The organism is Pseudomonas peli (assembly GCF_050563605.1).
Classification (GTDB): Bacteria; Pseudomonadota; Gammaproteobacteria; order Pseudomonadales; family Pseudomonadaceae; genus Aquipseudomonas; species Aquipseudomonas peli_A.
This window is the reverse complement of sequence record NZ_JBNXUH010000007.1, coordinates 228,851-244,314: the sequence shown is the minus strand read 5'-3', so window position 1 is coordinate 244,314 and position 15,464 is coordinate 228,851. Positions and strand designations below refer to the sequence as shown.

The following is a 15,464-nucleotide window of genomic DNA, read 5'->3' as shown; positions in this document are numbered from 1 at the left end:
CAGTACCTGCCGGCTGGGGGTATACCTGGATGAGTACAGAAATGGCAGGGGCGGCTGGATTCGAACCAACGCATGCCAGGATCAAAACCTGGTGCCTTACCGCTTGGCGACGCCCCTGTATCCTGTGTAACCGAATGCTTTGAGTTGTGTATCCGCTCCAGGGCGGAAATGGCAGGGGCGGCTGGATTCGAACCAACGCATGCCAGGATCAAAACCTGGTGCCTTACCGCTTGGCGACGCCCCTATTACCGTACAACTCTGTGCTCTTAATTACTAAGAGCGAACATTCACTTCCTGACCAATGTTTCGAGCTTGCGGTGCAACATCGAAATGTTACGGCCTTGGGCAATAAAACTTGGCAAAGTGGCTGGAAGTTGGCGGGCGACTTTATCAGCATCGTCCTGGTTTGGGAAGCTCCCAAACACACAAGCTCCAGTGCCGGTTAATCTGGTTGGAACAAATTTGTTCAACAAGATCAAAGCGTTATGAACTTCTGGATAACGCTTCTGGACCACCGGCTGGCAGTCATTACGACCACCCCCCTCAAGAAGGCTGCGAACTTTAATGGGCGGCGTATCCCGTGTCAACTCGGGGTCGGAGAAAATTTCCGCTGTGCTGACAAGTACTTGCGGAATCGCGACAAGAAACCAGGGTTCACTCAGGGTCACCGGTTGCAGCTTTTCACCTACACCTTCGGCAAAGGCGGCGTGACCGCGTACGAATACCGGCACGTCTGCTCCGAGGCTCAGGCCCAGTGTGGCCAGTTGATCTTCGCTGTAGTTCAGCTGCCACAGATGGTTGAGGCCGAGTAGGGTGGTCGCGGCATCCGAACTGCCGCCGCCAATGCCGCCGCCCATGGGCAGGCGCTTGTCCAGCCAGATGTTGGCACCCTGGGTGCAGTTTGCGTGCTGTTGCAGCATGCGCGCGGCACGCACGATCAGGTTGCTATCGTGGGGTACGCCGTCGATGGGCGTATGCAGGTGAATTTCACCGTCGGTGCGCAGGGCAAAGCCCAGCTCGTCACCGAAGTCGAGAAACTGAAACAGGGTTTGCAGCTCGTGATAGCCGTCGGCGCGGCGGCCGAGGATATGCAGCATCAGGTTGAGCTTGGCCGGTGCCGGCAGAATCAGTTCGGCAGCGGCGGGTATTGCCGGGGCGCTCATTGACCGAGCTGGCGCGGTTGCCAGTCCTTGATCACCAGGGTGACTTGCAGGTCGAAACCGCTGAGCTTGATGCGTTCAGGCAGCCAGAAGCCATTCTGTTCGGCATAGCTCAGGTACTCGACGTGCCAGCCGTCCTGACTCAGTTGCGCCAGGTGGCTTTGGCTGTCGAGGTTCAGGCGGCTTTTGCTATCGGGGGAGGGTAGGCCGCGAATCCACCAGAGCAGGTGCGATACCGGCAGGTTCAGGCCGAGTTGGTCTTGCAGCAGCTGTTCCGGTGACTCTGCCTGGTAGCGGCCCTGGTTGGCGACTTCCAGCTGGATTGCGCCAGGGCGGCCGGTCAGGCGTGCAGCGCCGCGACCCAGTGGACCGGACAGGCGGATGTCGTAGTAATCCTGGCGCTGCAGCCAGAACAGGGTGCCGCTGCCGGAGTCTTTCGGTGCGCGGATGCCGACTTTGCCGTTGATCTGCCAGGCGTCCAGGCTGCTGATCTGCTGCTTGTGGGCTTGCCAACTTTGCGCATCGCCCTGGCCTTCGAGGGCTTCGCGGGAGGTCAGGCCGGCGCAGCCGGCCAATAATGTGATCAGGCTGAAAACTATCAGGTGGCGCGCAAACATCAGAGTGTCTCTGCTCCGGTCAGGCGCAACAGGGTGCTGCGCAGGATTGTGCTGTCGGGTTGCTGTTTCAGAGCTTCACGCCAGAGTTTGCGCGCTTCTTTCTGTTTGCCCTGAGCCCACAGTACTTCACCCAGATGGGCGGCTACTTCGTGGTCGGGGAATTCCTGCAGCGCTTGACGCAGTAGGCGTTCTGCCTCGTCCAGATTGCCCAGGCGGTAATTTACCCAGCCGAGGCTGTCGAGAATCGCCGGGTCTTCCGGATTGAGCTGGTGCGCTTGCTCGATCAGCTGTTTGGCTTCGGCGTAACGCGTGGTGCGGTCGGCCAGGGTGTAGCCCAGAGCGTTGAGGGCCATGGCGTTGTCCGGTTCGCGCTCGAGAATAAAGCGCAGGTCTTGCTCCAGCAGGGCCAGATTGTCGCGTTTTTCCGCGAGCATGGCGCGGGTGTAGAGCAGGTTGAGGTCTTCCGGGAACTGCTCCAGGGCTTGCTGGATCAGCTTCCAGGCGCGCTCGGTGTCCTGCTGCTTGGACCAGGCCTCGGCCTCGATCAGGTAAAGCTGGATGGCGTAGTCAGGCTGGCTTTCGCGGGCCTGGCGCAGGCGTTCGGAGGCCTCTTCGGCGCGTTGCTCCTTGAACAGCAAATCGCTCTGCCGAGCCTGGGCGGGCAGGTAGTCGTTGCCAGGGCCGACCATGGCGTATTCGATCAGCGCGCTGGGGGTGTCGCCGAGTTCTTCATAGGCGCGAGCCAGGTTGTAGTGCGCCGCTTCGACATGGCTACCGCGCTCGACCAGCTCTTCTAGGTAGACAATCGCCTCTTCCCAGGCTTTGGCTTCCAGGCAGACCAGCGCCAGGGAGAAACGCAGGTCGTCGTCGTTGGGGTGTTGCTGCAGCAGCGAGGCAAACTCGCCCTTGGCTTCATCCAGACGATCTTCTGCCACCAGCAGGCGGGCGTAGGTCAGGCGCAGACGTTTGTCGTCCGGGTGCTGCTCGATGCCTTTTTCCAGCAGCGGCAGGGCGTCGTCGTTGCGCTCAAGGCTTTGCAGCAGACGCGCGTGCAGCAGGATCGACGCGATGGGGCGATCTTTGCTGGGTTGTTGCTCCAACAGTTCCAGGGCTTCCTGCGGGCGGCCGTCTTGTTGCAGCAACAGGGCTTTGCCAAATTGCAGCTGGCTATTGTCCGGATATTTGGCCTGCAAACGATCAAAGCTCTGCAGCAGGCCGGCGCGGGTATCCGGGTCGGTTTCAGCGGCGGACAGGGCGAGGAAGTCGAAATGCGTATCGCCCTGACGCTGCAGCACCTGCTCCATAAAGGTCATGGACTCGTCATAGCGACCGGCGCGCGCTAGTTGCACGGCAGCTGCGCGCTGCGCGTCGATATTTTCGGGTGCGGTCTTGGCCCACAGCAGGCTGGTTTCCAGCGCGGGCTGCTCGGCCCCCAGGTACTCGGCTATACGAAAGCCACGCTCGGCGACGCCGGCATCCTGGGTGGCATTGGCCTGCTCTACATAGTTTTCCAGGGCAATGTCGAAGCGGTTGCGTTGGCCGGCCAGTTCCGCGACCAGCAGCGACAGCAGGGTTTCCTGGCTGAAGTTGCGGTAAACCTGCGGCTGGGTTTCTGCAGCAACAACAGCGGGGTCTTCCACCGGTGGCGTGCCATCCGGGGCAGAGGGAGCAAAGGTCTGGCAGCCACTTAAAAAGGCAGCGGCAGTCAGCAACGCGAAGGATCTATTCATAGGAAGAGTATGTGGCCAACCTGCGGTTTGGGCATCATGACACAAGCGCTGGGGCAAGCCCATGGGCTGTAATGATGCGGATTAAGAGATAAACCTGGCTATTGGGACAATAGGCCGCAGTGGTTGTTCTCGCTTTGCCGAAGTAGGACAATTGCCGGCTTCCACTCCCTGTCAGCGACGTGCATGGCCTTTATTGCCCTCGGTATCAACCACAAGACCGCCTCGGTGGACGTCCGCGAACGCGTGGCTTTCACTCCTGAGCAGTTGGTTGAGGCATTGCAGCAGCTGTGTCAGCGCACCAGCAGTCGCGAGGCGGCGATTCTTTCGACCTGCAATCGCAGTGAGCTGTACCTCGAACAGGATGACCTGAGCGCCGATGAAGTGCTGGCCTGGTTGGCTGCCTATCACCGGCTAAGCCTCGAAGAACTGCGCGCTTGTGCCTATATCCATGCCGATGACGAAGCTGTGCGTCATATGATGCGCGTAGCTTCGGGGCTGGACTCGATGGTGTTGGGCGAGCCGCAGATTCTCGGGCAGATGAAATCGGCCTTTGCCGTAGCCCGTGAGGCCGGCACCCTCGGCCCGCTGCTCGGCCGCCTGTTTCAGGCCACCTTCAGCACCGCCAAGACCGTGCGCACTGATACCGCGATTGGCGAAAACCCGGTATCCGTGGCTTTTGCCGCAGTCAGCCTGGCTAAGCAGATTTTCGCTGACCTGCACCGCAGCCAGGCGCTGCTGATCGGCGCGGGTGAAACCATCAGCCTGGTCGCTCGCCATCTGCACGATCAGGGTATCAAGCGCATCGTAGTCGCCAATCGCACCTTGGAGCGCGCCAGCAGTCTGGCCGAACAATTCGGCGCCCACGCCGTGCTGCTCTCGGAAATCCCCGATGAGCTGGTTAACAGCGATATTGTTATCAGCTCCACTGCCAGCCAGCTGCCGATTCTCGGCAAGGGCGCGGTCGAGCGCGCACTGAAGCAGCGCAAGCACAAGCCGATCTTTATGGTCGACATCGCCGTGCCGCGCGATATCGAGCCGGAAGTCGGCGAGTTGGACGACGTTTACCTCTACACCGTCGATGACCTGCATGAGGTGATCGCGGAAAACCTCAAAAGCCGCCAGGGCGCCGCTCAGGCCGCCGAAGAGCTGGTCAGCGTTGGCGCCCGCGACTTTATGCAGCGTCTGCGCGAGCTGGCGGCGGTGGATGTGCTTAAGGCCTACCGTCAGCAAGCCGAGCGTTTGCGTGATGAGGAGCTGAACAAGGCTTTGCGCCTGCTCAATAACGGTAGCTCGGCCGAGGACGTCCTGGCGCTGCTGGCCCGCGGTCTGACCAACAAGCTGCTGCATGCGCCCAGCGTGCAGCTGAAAAAATTCTCCGCTGACGGCCGCGTCGATGCGCTGGGCGTGGCTCAAGAACTGTTTGCCCTCGACGAGGGCGCGCCGCCTGCTTCTACCCATAGCAGTTCGGCTAATAAATAAAGGTCTGCAATGAAAGCGTCACTGATCAATAAACTCGACCTGTTGCAGGATCGTTTTGAAGAGCTGACCGCGCTGCTCGGCGATGCCGAAGTGATCAGTAACCAGCCGCAGTTTCGCGCCTACTCCAAGGAGTACGCCGAGATTGAGCCGGTGTACCAGGCGTTCAGTGCGTTCCGTAAAGTCCAGTCCGACCTCGAAGGTGCCCAGGCGCTGCTCAAAGACAGCGACCCGGACATGCGCGAGATGGCCGAGGAAGAAGTTGCCGAGGCTAAGGAGCAGCTGATCGAACTGGAAGCCAGCCTGCAACGCATGTTGCTGCCGAAAGACCCCAACGACGGCCGTAATGTATTCCTCGAAGTGCGCGCCGGCACCGGCGGCGACGAGGCGGCGATCTTCTCCGGCGACCTGTTCCGCATGTATTCGCGCTATGCCGAGAAGCAGGGCTGGCGGGTTGAGGTGCTGTCGGCCAGCGAAGGTGAGCACGGCGGTTATAAAGAAGTGATTGCCCGGGTCGAGGGCGACAACGTCTATGGCAAGCTCAAGTTCGAGTCTGGTGCGCACCGTGTGCAGCGTGTGCCGGAAACTGAATCCCAGGGGCGCATCCACACCTCGGCCTGTACCGTCGCCGTGCTGCCCGAGCCGGATGAGCAGATGGCCATCGATATCAACCCGGCCGACCTGCGCGTGGACACCTACCGCAGCTCCGGTGCCGGTGGTCAGCACGTCAACACCACCGACTCGGCGATCCGCATCACCCACATTCCCACCGGTACCGTGGTGGAGTGTCAGGAAGAACGTTCGCAGCACAAGAACCGCGCCAAGGCCATGGCCTGGCTTGCGGCCAAATTGAAAGACCAGCAGGAAGCCGCCGCGCACAAGGAAATTTCCGACTCGCGCAAGTTGCTGGTGGGCTCCGGTGACCGTTCCGAGCGCATTCGCACCTACAACTTTCCGCAGGGGCGAGTCACCGATCACCGTATCAACCTGACCCTGTATTCGCTGAACGAAGTGATTGCCGGCGGCGTCGAAGCGATTATCGAGCCGCTGCTGGTCGAATATCAGGCCGATCAGCTGGCCGCGCTGGGCGATTGATGCGGGTTTGAGCATGTCCCGGAGTGCATCCGGGCTACGGAAATAAATCCCATGGCCACTATCGAATCCCTGCTCAACCACGCCGAACTACCCGACTCGCCGACCCCGCGTCTGGACGCCGAGCTGTTGCTCGCCCACGCCCTGGGCAAGTCGCGCAGTTATCTGCACACCTGGCCGGAGCGCGAACTCGATGCGCCGCAGCTTGAGCGTTATCAGGCTGCGCTGGTGCGGCGTCAGGCCGGTGAGCCGGTGGCCTATATCCTTGGTCAGCAGGGCTTCTGGAGCCTGGAGCTGGAGGTGGCGTCGCATACCCTGATTCCGCGCCCGGACACCGAGCTGCTGGTGGAAACCGTGCTCGCGCTGCTGCCAGCCACGCCTGCCGCGCTGCTCGATCTAGGCACCGGCACCGGTGCGATTGCTCTGGCCTTGGCCAGCGAGCGCCCGGCCTGGCGGCTCACCGGTGTGGATCGTGTGGTGGAGGCGGTGGCCCTGGCCGAACGCAACCGCGCACGGCTCAAACTGGCCAATGCCAGCTTTGTTGCAAGCCACTGGTTTAGCGCCCTGGCCGGGCAGCGCTATCAGCTGATCGTCAGCAACCCGCCCTATATCGCCGCCGATGACCGTCATCTGGCCGAGGGCGATGTGCGCTTCGAGCCGAGCAGCGCCTTGGTGGCGGGCGCGGATGGGCTGGACGATATTCGCCTGATCATCCAGCAGTCCCCGGACTATCTTGAAGCAGGCGGCTGGCTGCTGCTGGAGCATGGCTTCGATCAGGCCGCGGCTGTGCGTGAGCTACTTAGCGCGCGTGGCTTTAGCGCGGTAGAAAGCCGGCGTGACCTCGGCGGCCATGAGCGCATCAGTCTGGGACGCTTCGATAATGAGTGATGCCATGAGTGCGCAGGACATGCTGAATGACGAGGAGCTGCTGCGCTACAGCCGGCAGATCCTGCTGCAACAGATCGATATCGCCGGCCAGCTGCGCCTGAAAAACAGTCGTGCGCTGATCATCGGCCTCGGCGGCCTGGGTTCGCCGGTGGCGCTGTACCTGGCCGCCGCCGGTGTCGGTGAGTTGCATCTGGCGGACTTCGACACGGTCGACCTGACCAATCTGCAACGACAGATCGCCCACGACACGGCCAGCATCGGTCAGAGCAAGGTCGATTCGGCGAGCAAGCGCCTGCTGGCGATTAACCCGCAGCTGCGCCTGCAGGCTCATCGTCAGGGCCTGGACAGCGACTCGTTGGCAGCAGCTGTGGCGGCGGTGGACCTGGTGCTGGATTGCTCGGACAACTTCAGCACCCGCGAGGCGGTCAACGCTGCCTGTGTCGCCGCCAAGGTGCCGCTGGTCAGTGGCGCGGCGATTCGCCTGGAAGGCCAGCTCTCGGTATTTGACCCGCGTCGCGATGACAGCCCCTGCTACCACTGCATCTACGGCCACGGCAGCGAAGCCGAGCTGACCTGCAGCGAAGCCGGCGTGGTCGGCCCGCTGGTGGGCCTGGTCGGCAGTCTGCAGGCGCTGGAAGCGCTGAAGCTGCTGGCGCAGTTTGGTGAGCCGCTGGTTGGTCGCTTGCTACTGATCGATGCGCTGGGCAGTCGTTTCCGTGAGCTGCGGGTCAAGCGTGATCCGGGTTGCAGCGTGTGTGGAGTGGCCAGCAGTGAGTAACGCGCCGATTGGCGTATTTGACTCCGGCGTCGGCGGTTTGTCGGTGCTGCGCGAGATTCGCGCGCTGCTGCCGAATGAGTCGCTGCTGTATGTCGCCGACAGCGGCCATGTGCCCTACGGCGAGAAGAGCCCGGAATTTATTCGCGAGCGCTGCCGGGTGTTGGCCGAGTTTCTTCTGGCTCAGGGGGCCAAGGCGCTGGTGCTGGCCTGCAACACCGCCACGGTGGCCGGGGTGGCCGAGCTGCGTGAGCTGTATCCGCACTTGCCTTTGGTGGGCATGGAGCCGGCGGTCAAGCCTGCAGCGGCAGCGACTCAATCTGGTGTGGTCGGAGTGTTGGCCACCACCGGCACACTGAAAAGCGCCAAATTCGCCGCCTTGCTCGACCGCTTTGCCAACGATGTGCGGGTGATTACTCAGCCTTGTCCTGGGCTGGTCGAACGCATTGAGGCCGGTGAGCTGGATAGCGATGCTACCCGCGAGTTGCTCCAGGGCTTTGTCGCGCCGCTCCTGGCCGAGGACTGCGACACGCTGATTCTCGGCTGCACCCATTACCCCTTTATCAAACCGTTGCTGCGCAGTTTGGTGCCGGACTCGATCAGCCTGATCGACACGGGCGCAGCGGTGGCGCGGCAAGTCCAGCGCCTGCTGACCAGCCATGATCTGCTGGCCAGTGGTCCGGCTCAGCAAGCACAGTTCTGGTCGAGTGGTGATCCGGCTGCCATGCAGCAGGTGTTGCCGTTGCTGTGGGGCGAGGCGGCGCTGGTCAGTGGCCTGCCTGGAACGGTTTAGCCATAAGTCGGCTTTTTCGTCAGCTAAAAATTTCTATACTCTCAAGCAGCGTCAGCAAGCTTCTACTTGGGCGGATAAGGATTATTACCATGAGAAAAGTCGTGACTCTGGCTGCGTTGGCAGCCTTGGCTTGGGGGCAAGTCAGTGCAGTGCAGGCGATGGATCTAAGCGTGGCGGTCGGCCAGACGGGCGACTCGACCATGACCTATCGCCTGGGCACCCAGTTCGATTTCAACCAGAGCTGGTTTGTCAGTGATGTCGGTCGCCTGACCGGCTATTGGGATGCTGCGTACACCTATTGGGACGGTGACGAAGCCTCCAGCAACCACAGTCTTTCGCTTAGCCCGGTGTTCGTCTACGAGTTTGCCGGCCAGCGCTTCAAGCCCTATATCGAAGCTGGTATCGGCATTGCCGCGTTCAGCAGCACCGAGCTGGAAGACAACGACCTGGGCTCGTCTTTCCAGTTTGAAGACCGCATCGGTTTTGGTGTGCGTTTCGCCGGGCAGGAAGTTGGCGTGCGTGCCCTGCATTACTCCAACGCCGGGCTTAAACAGCCTAACGACGGGGTCGAGAGTTATAGCCTGCATTACCGCATGAGTTTCTAGCGGATTGAGCTGTTAAAAGCCGGATTGTTATCCGGCTTTTTATTGGTTTGTCAGTTGATTATGGAGGCAGTCAGCAAACTGACCCCTACCCGCTCCGGCCCGAGGGTTTCGCAGTGGATACGTACCGGCATAAAGGTTTCGATCACCTGGATATTGCTATCCAGATGTTCCGTACGCCGCGGTGTGGTAAAGCTGCCGCCGCCGGCCAATGCCATGGGCAGCAGCAACTGATCGGCCAGGTGCTCGGCTACGGCGCTCTCGCCGCCGAGCCAGTCGCGGGCCTGTTTCGCCACCTGATCGGCAACGTTCTCGGCGCGCAGGCGCGGCTGACCGAAGGCAGCGAATAGCTCGCTGACATGTTCGCAGCGTACTTCCAGCAGCAATGCGTTACCCGGGCCGTGCTCTTGTGGCAGGTGGACGAAATGCAGCGCCTCTTCCGGCAATTTCAGGCGTTTGGCCAAACGTTCCAGTTCCCTTGCACCGACATGGCCGGGCACACCGGCCAGCAGGCAGCGCGCCTGCTGGTCGAGCACCGCGCCGCGTTGTTCCAGGTGCAGCGGTTGCAGTTGGCTGGGCTGTACATGCAACTCCAACTGCCCGCCGCCGGCCGGAGCGAAGCCATGGCGCAGCAGGGTCAATTCCAGCTGGGCGCCCATGCGCCGTAACAGCGGCAACCAGGCATGCTGGAGAAAATCGCTCGGCGGCGCGGCTGGGTTGTGGGTGCCGCCGCTGATCCGCAGGCGGCTGTTATCGGGGGCGCGCAGCAAGGCCGGCAGCAGCGTCTGCAATACCAGGGTGCAACTGCCGGCGGTGCCGATGCTGAAGCTGTAGTCGCCGGCCTGGATAGCACCGGGGCGAAAACTCAGGTTCATCGAACCCAGCTGCGCACCCTCAACCTGAGCGCCACAAACCTCGGCCGCAGCCAGCACCGCAGTCAGGTGCTGACGCAACAAACCCGGTCGGCTGCGCTGAGCGCGAATATTGACGATCCGAAACGGCCGCCCGCTGACCATCGACAGGCTTAGCGCGCTGCGCAATACCTGGCCACCGCCGATGGCGCCGTCCAGTTCGAGGAAATCCTTGTTCATTGGTCTTGTTGCTCCAGTTGTCATGATCACGGGGCGTTATGCGGGCCATTGTTTTGCCCAGTCGGCAGGTGGCAGTGGGGTGGGGACTGAGCTCGAAAGATCTGCCAGTTCTTGCCATTCCAACTGCTGCCCAGTGGGATCACTGCAAACCAGCAGGCGGCCCGAGCGCCCTTGAGTCAGGCGACCCTTAGAGTCGAAGTCGACGAAATCGGCTGCGCCGAGGTCGGTTTCTCCATGCACGTTGAGCACGCGGAAGTGATCGGTTGTTTTGTAACGCTTGTCGCGCGTCGTTGTTCTGAGGATTCGTACAGAGCCCTTGCAGCCGAGCTTTTCCAAGGGCGATTGGAGTCGCCAGTAATAACCCTGAAGTTCTTCGGTCGAGCAAGCTAGAGGTTGCCAGCCGTCGCGCAGGGCTATCTGCGTCGACAGGCTTTGCGGTTGGTATTTGGGCATCGGATAGCCGTGAACATCAATGCCCGTAGCTGGATAGTCCGGGTGGGCGCGCGGTGTGGGTAGGCCCAGGGTCACGCTTCTCTGGGCCGTAAACATACCCCCGCCATCCCAGCAGCCATTTGGCCAAAGCGCCAATGCACTGAAGAACGGTGGTCGGCTGATGGTGGTCCAGGTTTCGCCTACCCTGTCGCGATGGCTTGTGGTCCAGGCGCTGCCTTTTCTGGCTGAGTAGACAAACAGTTCGCCGTCTTCAGACAGATCGCACAGGTCTTCGTAGATTCGGGCTTTGATCCATTGACCTGGCTCCAGGCGATCGTTATCCAGGTGCCAGGTAATCAATTGCACCCATCTGGATGGCCCCCGGCGCAGCAGAACGGCGACGGGGGCTTTTCGAGCGAACCTGACGGTCAGTCGGCAGATTGGGAGCGACCGGGTAATTTCCTTTTGCATTGCTGCTTCCTTACGAATAGCGCAGCACCGTCTCGCACAGGTAGCGGTCGAGGTCGGCCGTATCGCCACCCGCCTTGGGCAGTGCCGGCTGTGCTTCGGCTTGCTGCAAGGCCTGCTCGATAAACCCATGGATCGCTGCACGGCGTGGGCCATAGGCCGACTCCACTACCTGGCGCTTGAGTGCCAGCAGGGCATCGATCTCCGCCAGCAGGGCAGGATCGCGGACTGTGGCGTCGAGCAGCGCTGCGAAGGTCATCGGCGGACGACCCAGGCCCTGGTCGATCCAGCGCACCGCCAGCAACGGGCGCAGCACATAGAGGTACTTCTTGAAGCGCACCTGCTCATCCTGCAGGTAGCCGCGGAAGTTCTTTTTGGCCATCGACAGGTAGTGATGTCGCGCGGCGGTCGGGCAGTAGAACTGCTCGGCCAGGTCGCGCAACTGCTCGGCGGCATCCGGCTCGCTGCGGTAAACCAATGGTGAGTCCAGCCACTCCAGCAGCGTGGGGTTGGATTTGCGCAGCAGTTGCAGGGTCTTGCGCAGCTCCCAGCCGCCTATATCCAGCTCGTCGCTCAGCGGCCGCTCGATCACATCCCGCGGCGCGTCCACGCGTAGGTACCAGGGCTGGCGCTGCACATAGACGAAGCGCACGTCATAGTCGCTGTCCGGCGAGGCAAAGCCCCAGGCGCGGCTGCCCGACTCGCAGGCGTAGAGCACGGTGACGTCATGCTGTGCTTCTATTTCTTTCAGTTCGCGCAACACCCACTCGCGCATTTCTGCCGAGAGGGGATGGCGTTGTTGGTGCAGGTCCATCTGTTGTTACCTTCTGTTCAGTCGGGGTGCTGTCACCCCTTATCCTTTAACGCACACCACCTGGCGCAGGGTGTGTACCACTTCCACCAGCTCGCGTTGGGCGTGCATGACTTTTTCGATGTCCTTGTAGGCCATGGGGATCTCGTCGATTACGTCGAGGTCCTTGCGGCATTCCACGTGGGCGGTGGCGCGGATCTGGTCGTCCAGGCTGAACTGTTTCTTCGCCTGGGTACGGCTCATCACCCGGCCGGCGCCGTGGCTACAGGAGCTGAACGCTTCCTCGTTGCCCAGACCGCGGACGATAAAGCTCTTTGCGCCCATGGAGCCGGGAATGATGCCCAGTTCGCCCTTCTGCGCCGACACCGCGCCCTTGCGGGTGATCAGTACGTCTTCGCCGAAGTGCCGCTCCTTCTGTACATAGTTGTGGTGGCAGTTGACCGCCTGCAGGTTGGCCTCGAAAGGCTTGCCGATTACCTGGCGCGCTGCGGCTATCACCGCTTGCATCATCAGTTCGCGGTTCTGCCGGGCGAAGTCCTGGGCCCAACCCACGGCCTCCACATAGTCCTGATAGTGCTTGCTGCCTTCTTCGAAGTAGGCCAGGTCCTTGTCCGGCAGGTTGGCGATGTGCTGGCGCATATCGGCCTTGGCCAGCTCGATATACAGGCTGCCGATGGCGTTACCCACGCCGCGCGAACCGCTGTGCAACATAAACCAGACGCGCTGGGCCTCGTCCAGGCAGACCTCGATAAAGTGGTTACCGGTTCCCAGGGTTCCCAGGTGTTTGCGGTTATTGGTCTTCTCCAGCCGCGGCTGTTTATCGGTGATCAGCTTGAAACGCCCGGCCAGATTCGCCCAGGCCTGGTCGGTGGCGTCGGGCACATTCTCCCAGGCGCCTTTATCGCGGCCTGCGCGTGTGTTGGTTCGGCCGTGGGGCACGGCGCGCTCGATGGCATCGCGCAGCCCGCTCAGGTTATCCGGCAGATCGCTGGCGGTCAGCGAGGTGCGCGCGGCCATCATCCCGCAGCCGATATCCACGCCGACCGCAGCGGGGATCACCGCGCCGAGGGTGGGGATCACGCTGCCGATGGTCGAGCCCTTACCCAGGTGCACATCCGGCATCACCGCCAGGTGCTTGAAGATAAACGGTAGCTTGGCGGTGTTGATCAGCTGCTGCTGCGCCTCGGCTTCCACCGGCACGCCCTGGGTCCAGAGCTTGATCGGCTTGCCGTTGGCGACTTCCAGCAGTTGGTAACTTGTGTCTTTCATGGTCTTGTCTCTGTATTCAATAAGCGCCGTGCGCATTTAAATGGTTGGCTGGGCGCGGCCAGCCAGGCGGCGGATCAGGCGGCAGGGCCGGCAGCGCACCGCATGGGCGTATACCGAGCCTTGTACCACCTCGTACCACCATTGCTGCTGCGCGGCGGTCCAGACTTCGTCTTTATCGCAATCGACGCAGCGAAACGGTTGATCCTGATACCAGCCGCGGGCGAGAAATAGCGGCTCGCCGTAGCTGTTGTAGGACGCCAGCAGCGCTGGGTTGACCGTTATCGCCTCGGTCGGTCTAAAGCCCAGCGGCAGGTACTGATCCAGTGCTCGCTGCGCCTTGGTAGCCCGCAACAGGCGAGCCGTTTTGATTTCCCGGCGGCGTTGTTTTCCGCTTTTCATGATGCTGCCTATCCTTGCATGTTTATTCAGGCCGCCTGCACTGAGTGCAGGCGGCTGGTTCAGCGCGGCGCCAGGGTCACCAGGCCGTTAAGCACCTGATCCAAACCACCGAACACGGAAATCCGGTCGATGCGTTCGGCCACCCGCTCCAGTGTTTCCAGCTCCTTCAGGCGTAATGCCGTCGGGTTGTCTTCCATCACCTTGGCGGTGTTGAGCAGTGAGCGCGTCGCCGAGGTTTCCTCGCGGCGGCGGATCACGTTGGCCTGGGCCGCTTTCTCCGCTGCTACCACCTGGGCCAGCAGCGCTTTCATCTCGCCGGGCAGGATGATGTCGCGTACGCCCAGGCTGCTGACTTCCAGGCCACAGCCCGGCAGCTTGGTGGCGAGATGGCTGCTCACTGCCTCGTCGATCAACTGCTTGTTCTCCAGCAGCTCATCCAGGGTGCGAGTGCCCACCGCTGCACGCAGGCCGAATTGCAGCTCGCGGTACAGGTGCTCCTGGGGTTTGGCCAGGCGCGAATGGGCCAGCAACACGTCGCTGTAGTGCCAGTTGGCCGCCAGGTTCAGACGCAGGCTGATCTTGTCGCGGGTGAGGATTTCCTGGCCGCTGACTTCCAGCGCCTGAATCCGCATATCCACCAACTCGACGTTGATCTGCCGGTTGAAACGCCAGAAACCGTAGTGGCCGGCAGGCAACAGTTCGATCACCTCGCCATTGACCTTGAGCACGCCGACCTGGAACGCCGGCACCTGGGTCAGTAACACCGCATCCAGGCCCAGCAGGGTTTGGCTGCGCAGACCAGGCTGGGTGAGCAGGGCGACCAATGCGGCTTTCAGGCGGTACTCCTGGCTCAGATCGATGCGCTCCAGGCGCTGTTCGTTCTGGCCATTCCAGTACAGGCGACGGCTGCCGGGCGGCAATATTTCCACCAGCATGCCGTCTTCATAGCGCAGACCTGCCTCGTGCTCGGCGGTATCGAAACGCTCGAAGCAGCGCTCGACCAATGCCGGCTGCTCTTTACGCAGGTAACCGGCCAACCGGTGCTCGAAGCGCGGGCAGTTCAGGCTGAAAACTTCAACGCTCAGGCGGTTGCGCGGATCGAAACGGCGGTACAGGCCGGGCTCCAGGATGGCCTGGAAATCGCCTTCGGCGTATAGCAGGGCGCGTTCGTTCTTTTTCACCACAAAGCGTTTGAGCATGTTCATCGTTAATTCCTTTTTCGCTTTTTATCGATATTGGTGTCGGCGTTCGCCGATCCGTCGGGCTTCCGTGCTGGGGCAGCGGGGTGAGCGTGGGTCGCGACCGTCCTGGTCGTGTGGCCTGCCTTGGCCCGACGTTGACTCTGCCCGCCGCCCGAGCACGGGGCTGGGCGGATCGGCGGCGGCAGCGAAAAGCTCTGCCACGCCAACGGGTACTGCTGTGTTGTTGCTTAACTGCCGGTTGAAGGGCAGTAATCGAGCGGGAGTCGAACCCGCGACCCGTCTTCCGAAGAAGACTGCTCTACCAGTTGAGCTATCGAATGGCTGGGCAGGACTCGAACCTGCGACCGTTCTTCCGGAGAAGAGAGCTCTACCAAACTGAGCTACCAAGCCAGTGACCGAGCGTTGCGGTGGCGGCATACGGGGCACCCGAACCCGAAGGTGGATCCCCGCACCGGCGGGATATGACTCCCGACCCGTTGGCCTGCCTGGCGCTGTGGTCGAGAGGGATATAGCGAGGGGCGTGCCAGAATATTCAGGTTTTCGGAATATTTTTATAAGTCATTAATTTATAAGGTAAATATTTTTATTATTAAGCGATCGATAAAATCTGTTCAGGCTTTATTTCCCGTATTGCTATATTTGGATATCGCTATTTATCT

At 61.5% G+C, this 15,464-nt stretch carries 15 protein-coding genes and 3 tRNA genes; 6 read left to right on the top strand and 12 right to left on the bottom strand.

The features are described from left to right. Window positions 1-42: 42 nt before the first annotated feature. From ACQ4LH_RS11190 to ACQ4LH_RS11170, 5 genes are all read right to left on the bottom strand, one after another. Window positions 43-117: transfer RNA gene (locus tag ACQ4LH_RS11190), tRNA-Gln, on the bottom strand. A gap of 52 nt (window positions 118-169) precedes the next feature. Then, window positions 170-244: transfer RNA gene (locus tag ACQ4LH_RS11185), tRNA-Gln, on the bottom strand. A 43-nt stretch (window positions 245-287) separates the two neighbouring features. Next, a complete protein-coding gene (gene ispE / locus ACQ4LH_RS11180; RefSeq protein WP_430697236.1) occupies window positions 288-1,163 on the bottom strand; it encodes a 4-(cytidine 5'-diphospho)-2-C-methyl-D-erythritol kinase in 876 nt (291 codons plus the stop codon). After that, complete coding sequence (lolB, locus tag ACQ4LH_RS11175) at window positions 1,160-1,777, bottom strand: lipoprotein insertase outer membrane protein LolB (protein ID WP_430697235.1); 618 nt, start codon at window positions 1,775-1,777, stop codon at window positions 1,160-1,162. Before lolB ends, ispE begins: the two co-directional genes overlap by 4 nt. Next, window positions 1,777-3,507 carry a tetratricopeptide repeat protein gene (locus ACQ4LH_RS11170; protein ID WP_430697233.1) on the bottom strand — a complete coding sequence of 577 codons (1,731 nt, stop codon included), beginning with the start codon at window positions 3,505-3,507 and terminating at the stop codon, window positions 1,777-1,779. Before ACQ4LH_RS11170 ends, lolB begins: the two co-directional genes overlap by 1 nt. Window positions 3,508-3,690: 183 nt before the next feature. Here ACQ4LH_RS11170 and hemA point away from each other — a divergent pair, with 183 nt between their 5' ends. The 6 genes from hemA to ACQ4LH_RS11140 all read left to right on the top strand — a co-directional run bounded on the left by hemA (window position 3,691) and on the right by ACQ4LH_RS11140 (window position 9,136). Then, window positions 3,691-4,986 carry a glutamyl-tRNA reductase gene (gene hemA / locus ACQ4LH_RS11165; protein WP_430697232.1) on the top strand — a complete coding sequence of 432 codons (1,296 nt, stop codon included), beginning with the start codon at window positions 3,691-3,693 and terminating at the stop codon, window positions 4,984-4,986. 9 nt (window positions 4,987-4,995) lie between these two features. Then, window positions 4,996-6,078, top strand: a complete 1,083-nt coding sequence (gene prfA / locus ACQ4LH_RS11160; RefSeq protein WP_304866499.1) for a peptide chain release factor 1 — start codon at window positions 4,996-4,998, stop codon at window positions 6,076-6,078. Between the two features lie 51 nt (window positions 6,079-6,129). Next, window positions 6,130-6,963, top strand: a complete 834-nt coding sequence (prmC, locus tag ACQ4LH_RS11155) for a peptide chain release factor N(5)-glutamine methyltransferase (RefSeq protein ID WP_430697231.1) — start codon at window positions 6,130-6,132, stop codon at window positions 6,961-6,963. 19 nt (window positions 6,964-6,982) lie between these two features. Continuing rightward, window positions 6,983-7,741: a molybdopterin-synthase adenylyltransferase MoeB gene (locus ACQ4LH_RS11150; protein ID WP_430697265.1), complete on the top strand. Its 759-nt coding sequence runs from the start codon at window positions 6,983-6,985 to the stop codon at window positions 7,739-7,741. Beyond that, window positions 7,734-8,531 (top strand): glutamate racemase, encoded by a 798-nt coding sequence (murI, locus tag ACQ4LH_RS11145; RefSeq protein ID WP_430697230.1) that lies wholly within the window; start codon window positions 7,734-7,736, stop codon window positions 8,529-8,531. Before ACQ4LH_RS11150 ends, murI begins: the two co-directional genes overlap by 8 nt. Window positions 8,532-8,620: 89 nt before the next feature. After that, complete coding sequence (locus ACQ4LH_RS11140; RefSeq protein ID WP_430697229.1) at window positions 8,621-9,136, top strand: acyloxyacyl hydrolase; 516 nt, start codon at window positions 8,621-8,623, stop codon at window positions 9,134-9,136. A gap of 50 nt (window positions 9,137-9,186) precedes the next feature. Here the strand turns inward: ACQ4LH_RS11140 and rtcA are convergent, their stop codons facing one another. The 7 genes from rtcA to ACQ4LH_RS11105 all read right to left on the bottom strand — a co-directional run bounded on the left by rtcA (window position 9,187) and on the right by ACQ4LH_RS11105 (window position 15,195). Then, complete coding sequence (gene rtcA, locus ACQ4LH_RS11135; RefSeq protein WP_430697228.1) at window positions 9,187-10,224, bottom strand: RNA 3'-terminal phosphate cyclase; 1,038 nt, start codon at window positions 10,222-10,224, stop codon at window positions 9,187-9,189. 36 nt (window positions 10,225-10,260) lie between these two features. Beyond that, a complete protein-coding gene (locus tag ACQ4LH_RS11130) occupies window positions 10,261-11,127 on the bottom strand; it encodes a hypothetical protein (protein ID WP_430697227.1) in 867 nt (288 codons plus the stop codon). Between the two features lie 10 nt (window positions 11,128-11,137). Continuing rightward, window positions 11,138-11,938 carry a nucleotidyltransferase domain-containing protein gene (locus tag ACQ4LH_RS11125; RefSeq protein ID WP_430697226.1) on the bottom strand — a complete coding sequence of 267 codons (801 nt, stop codon included), beginning with the start codon at window positions 11,936-11,938 and terminating at the stop codon, window positions 11,138-11,140. Between the two features lie 39 nt (window positions 11,939-11,977). After that, window positions 11,978-13,204 carry an RtcB family protein gene (locus ACQ4LH_RS11120; protein WP_430697225.1) on the bottom strand — a complete coding sequence of 409 codons (1,227 nt, stop codon included), beginning with the start codon at window positions 13,202-13,204 and terminating at the stop codon, window positions 11,978-11,980. 36 nt (window positions 13,205-13,240) lie between these two features. Continuing rightward, on the bottom strand, window positions 13,241-13,603 hold the full coding sequence (locus tag ACQ4LH_RS11115; protein WP_430697224.1) for a zinc-ribbon domain containing protein: 363 nt from the start codon (window positions 13,601-13,603) through the stop codon (window positions 13,241-13,243). A gap of 59 nt (window positions 13,604-13,662) precedes the next feature. Continuing rightward, window positions 13,663-14,808, bottom strand: coding sequence for a slipin family protein (locus tag ACQ4LH_RS11110; RefSeq protein ID WP_430697223.1), 1,146 nt, complete (start codon window positions 14,806-14,808; stop codon window positions 13,663-13,665). Between the two features lie 315 nt (window positions 14,809-15,123). Beyond that, window positions 15,124-15,195, bottom strand: a tRNA-OTHER gene (locus ACQ4LH_RS11105). Window positions 15,196-15,464: the final 269 nt, after the last annotated feature.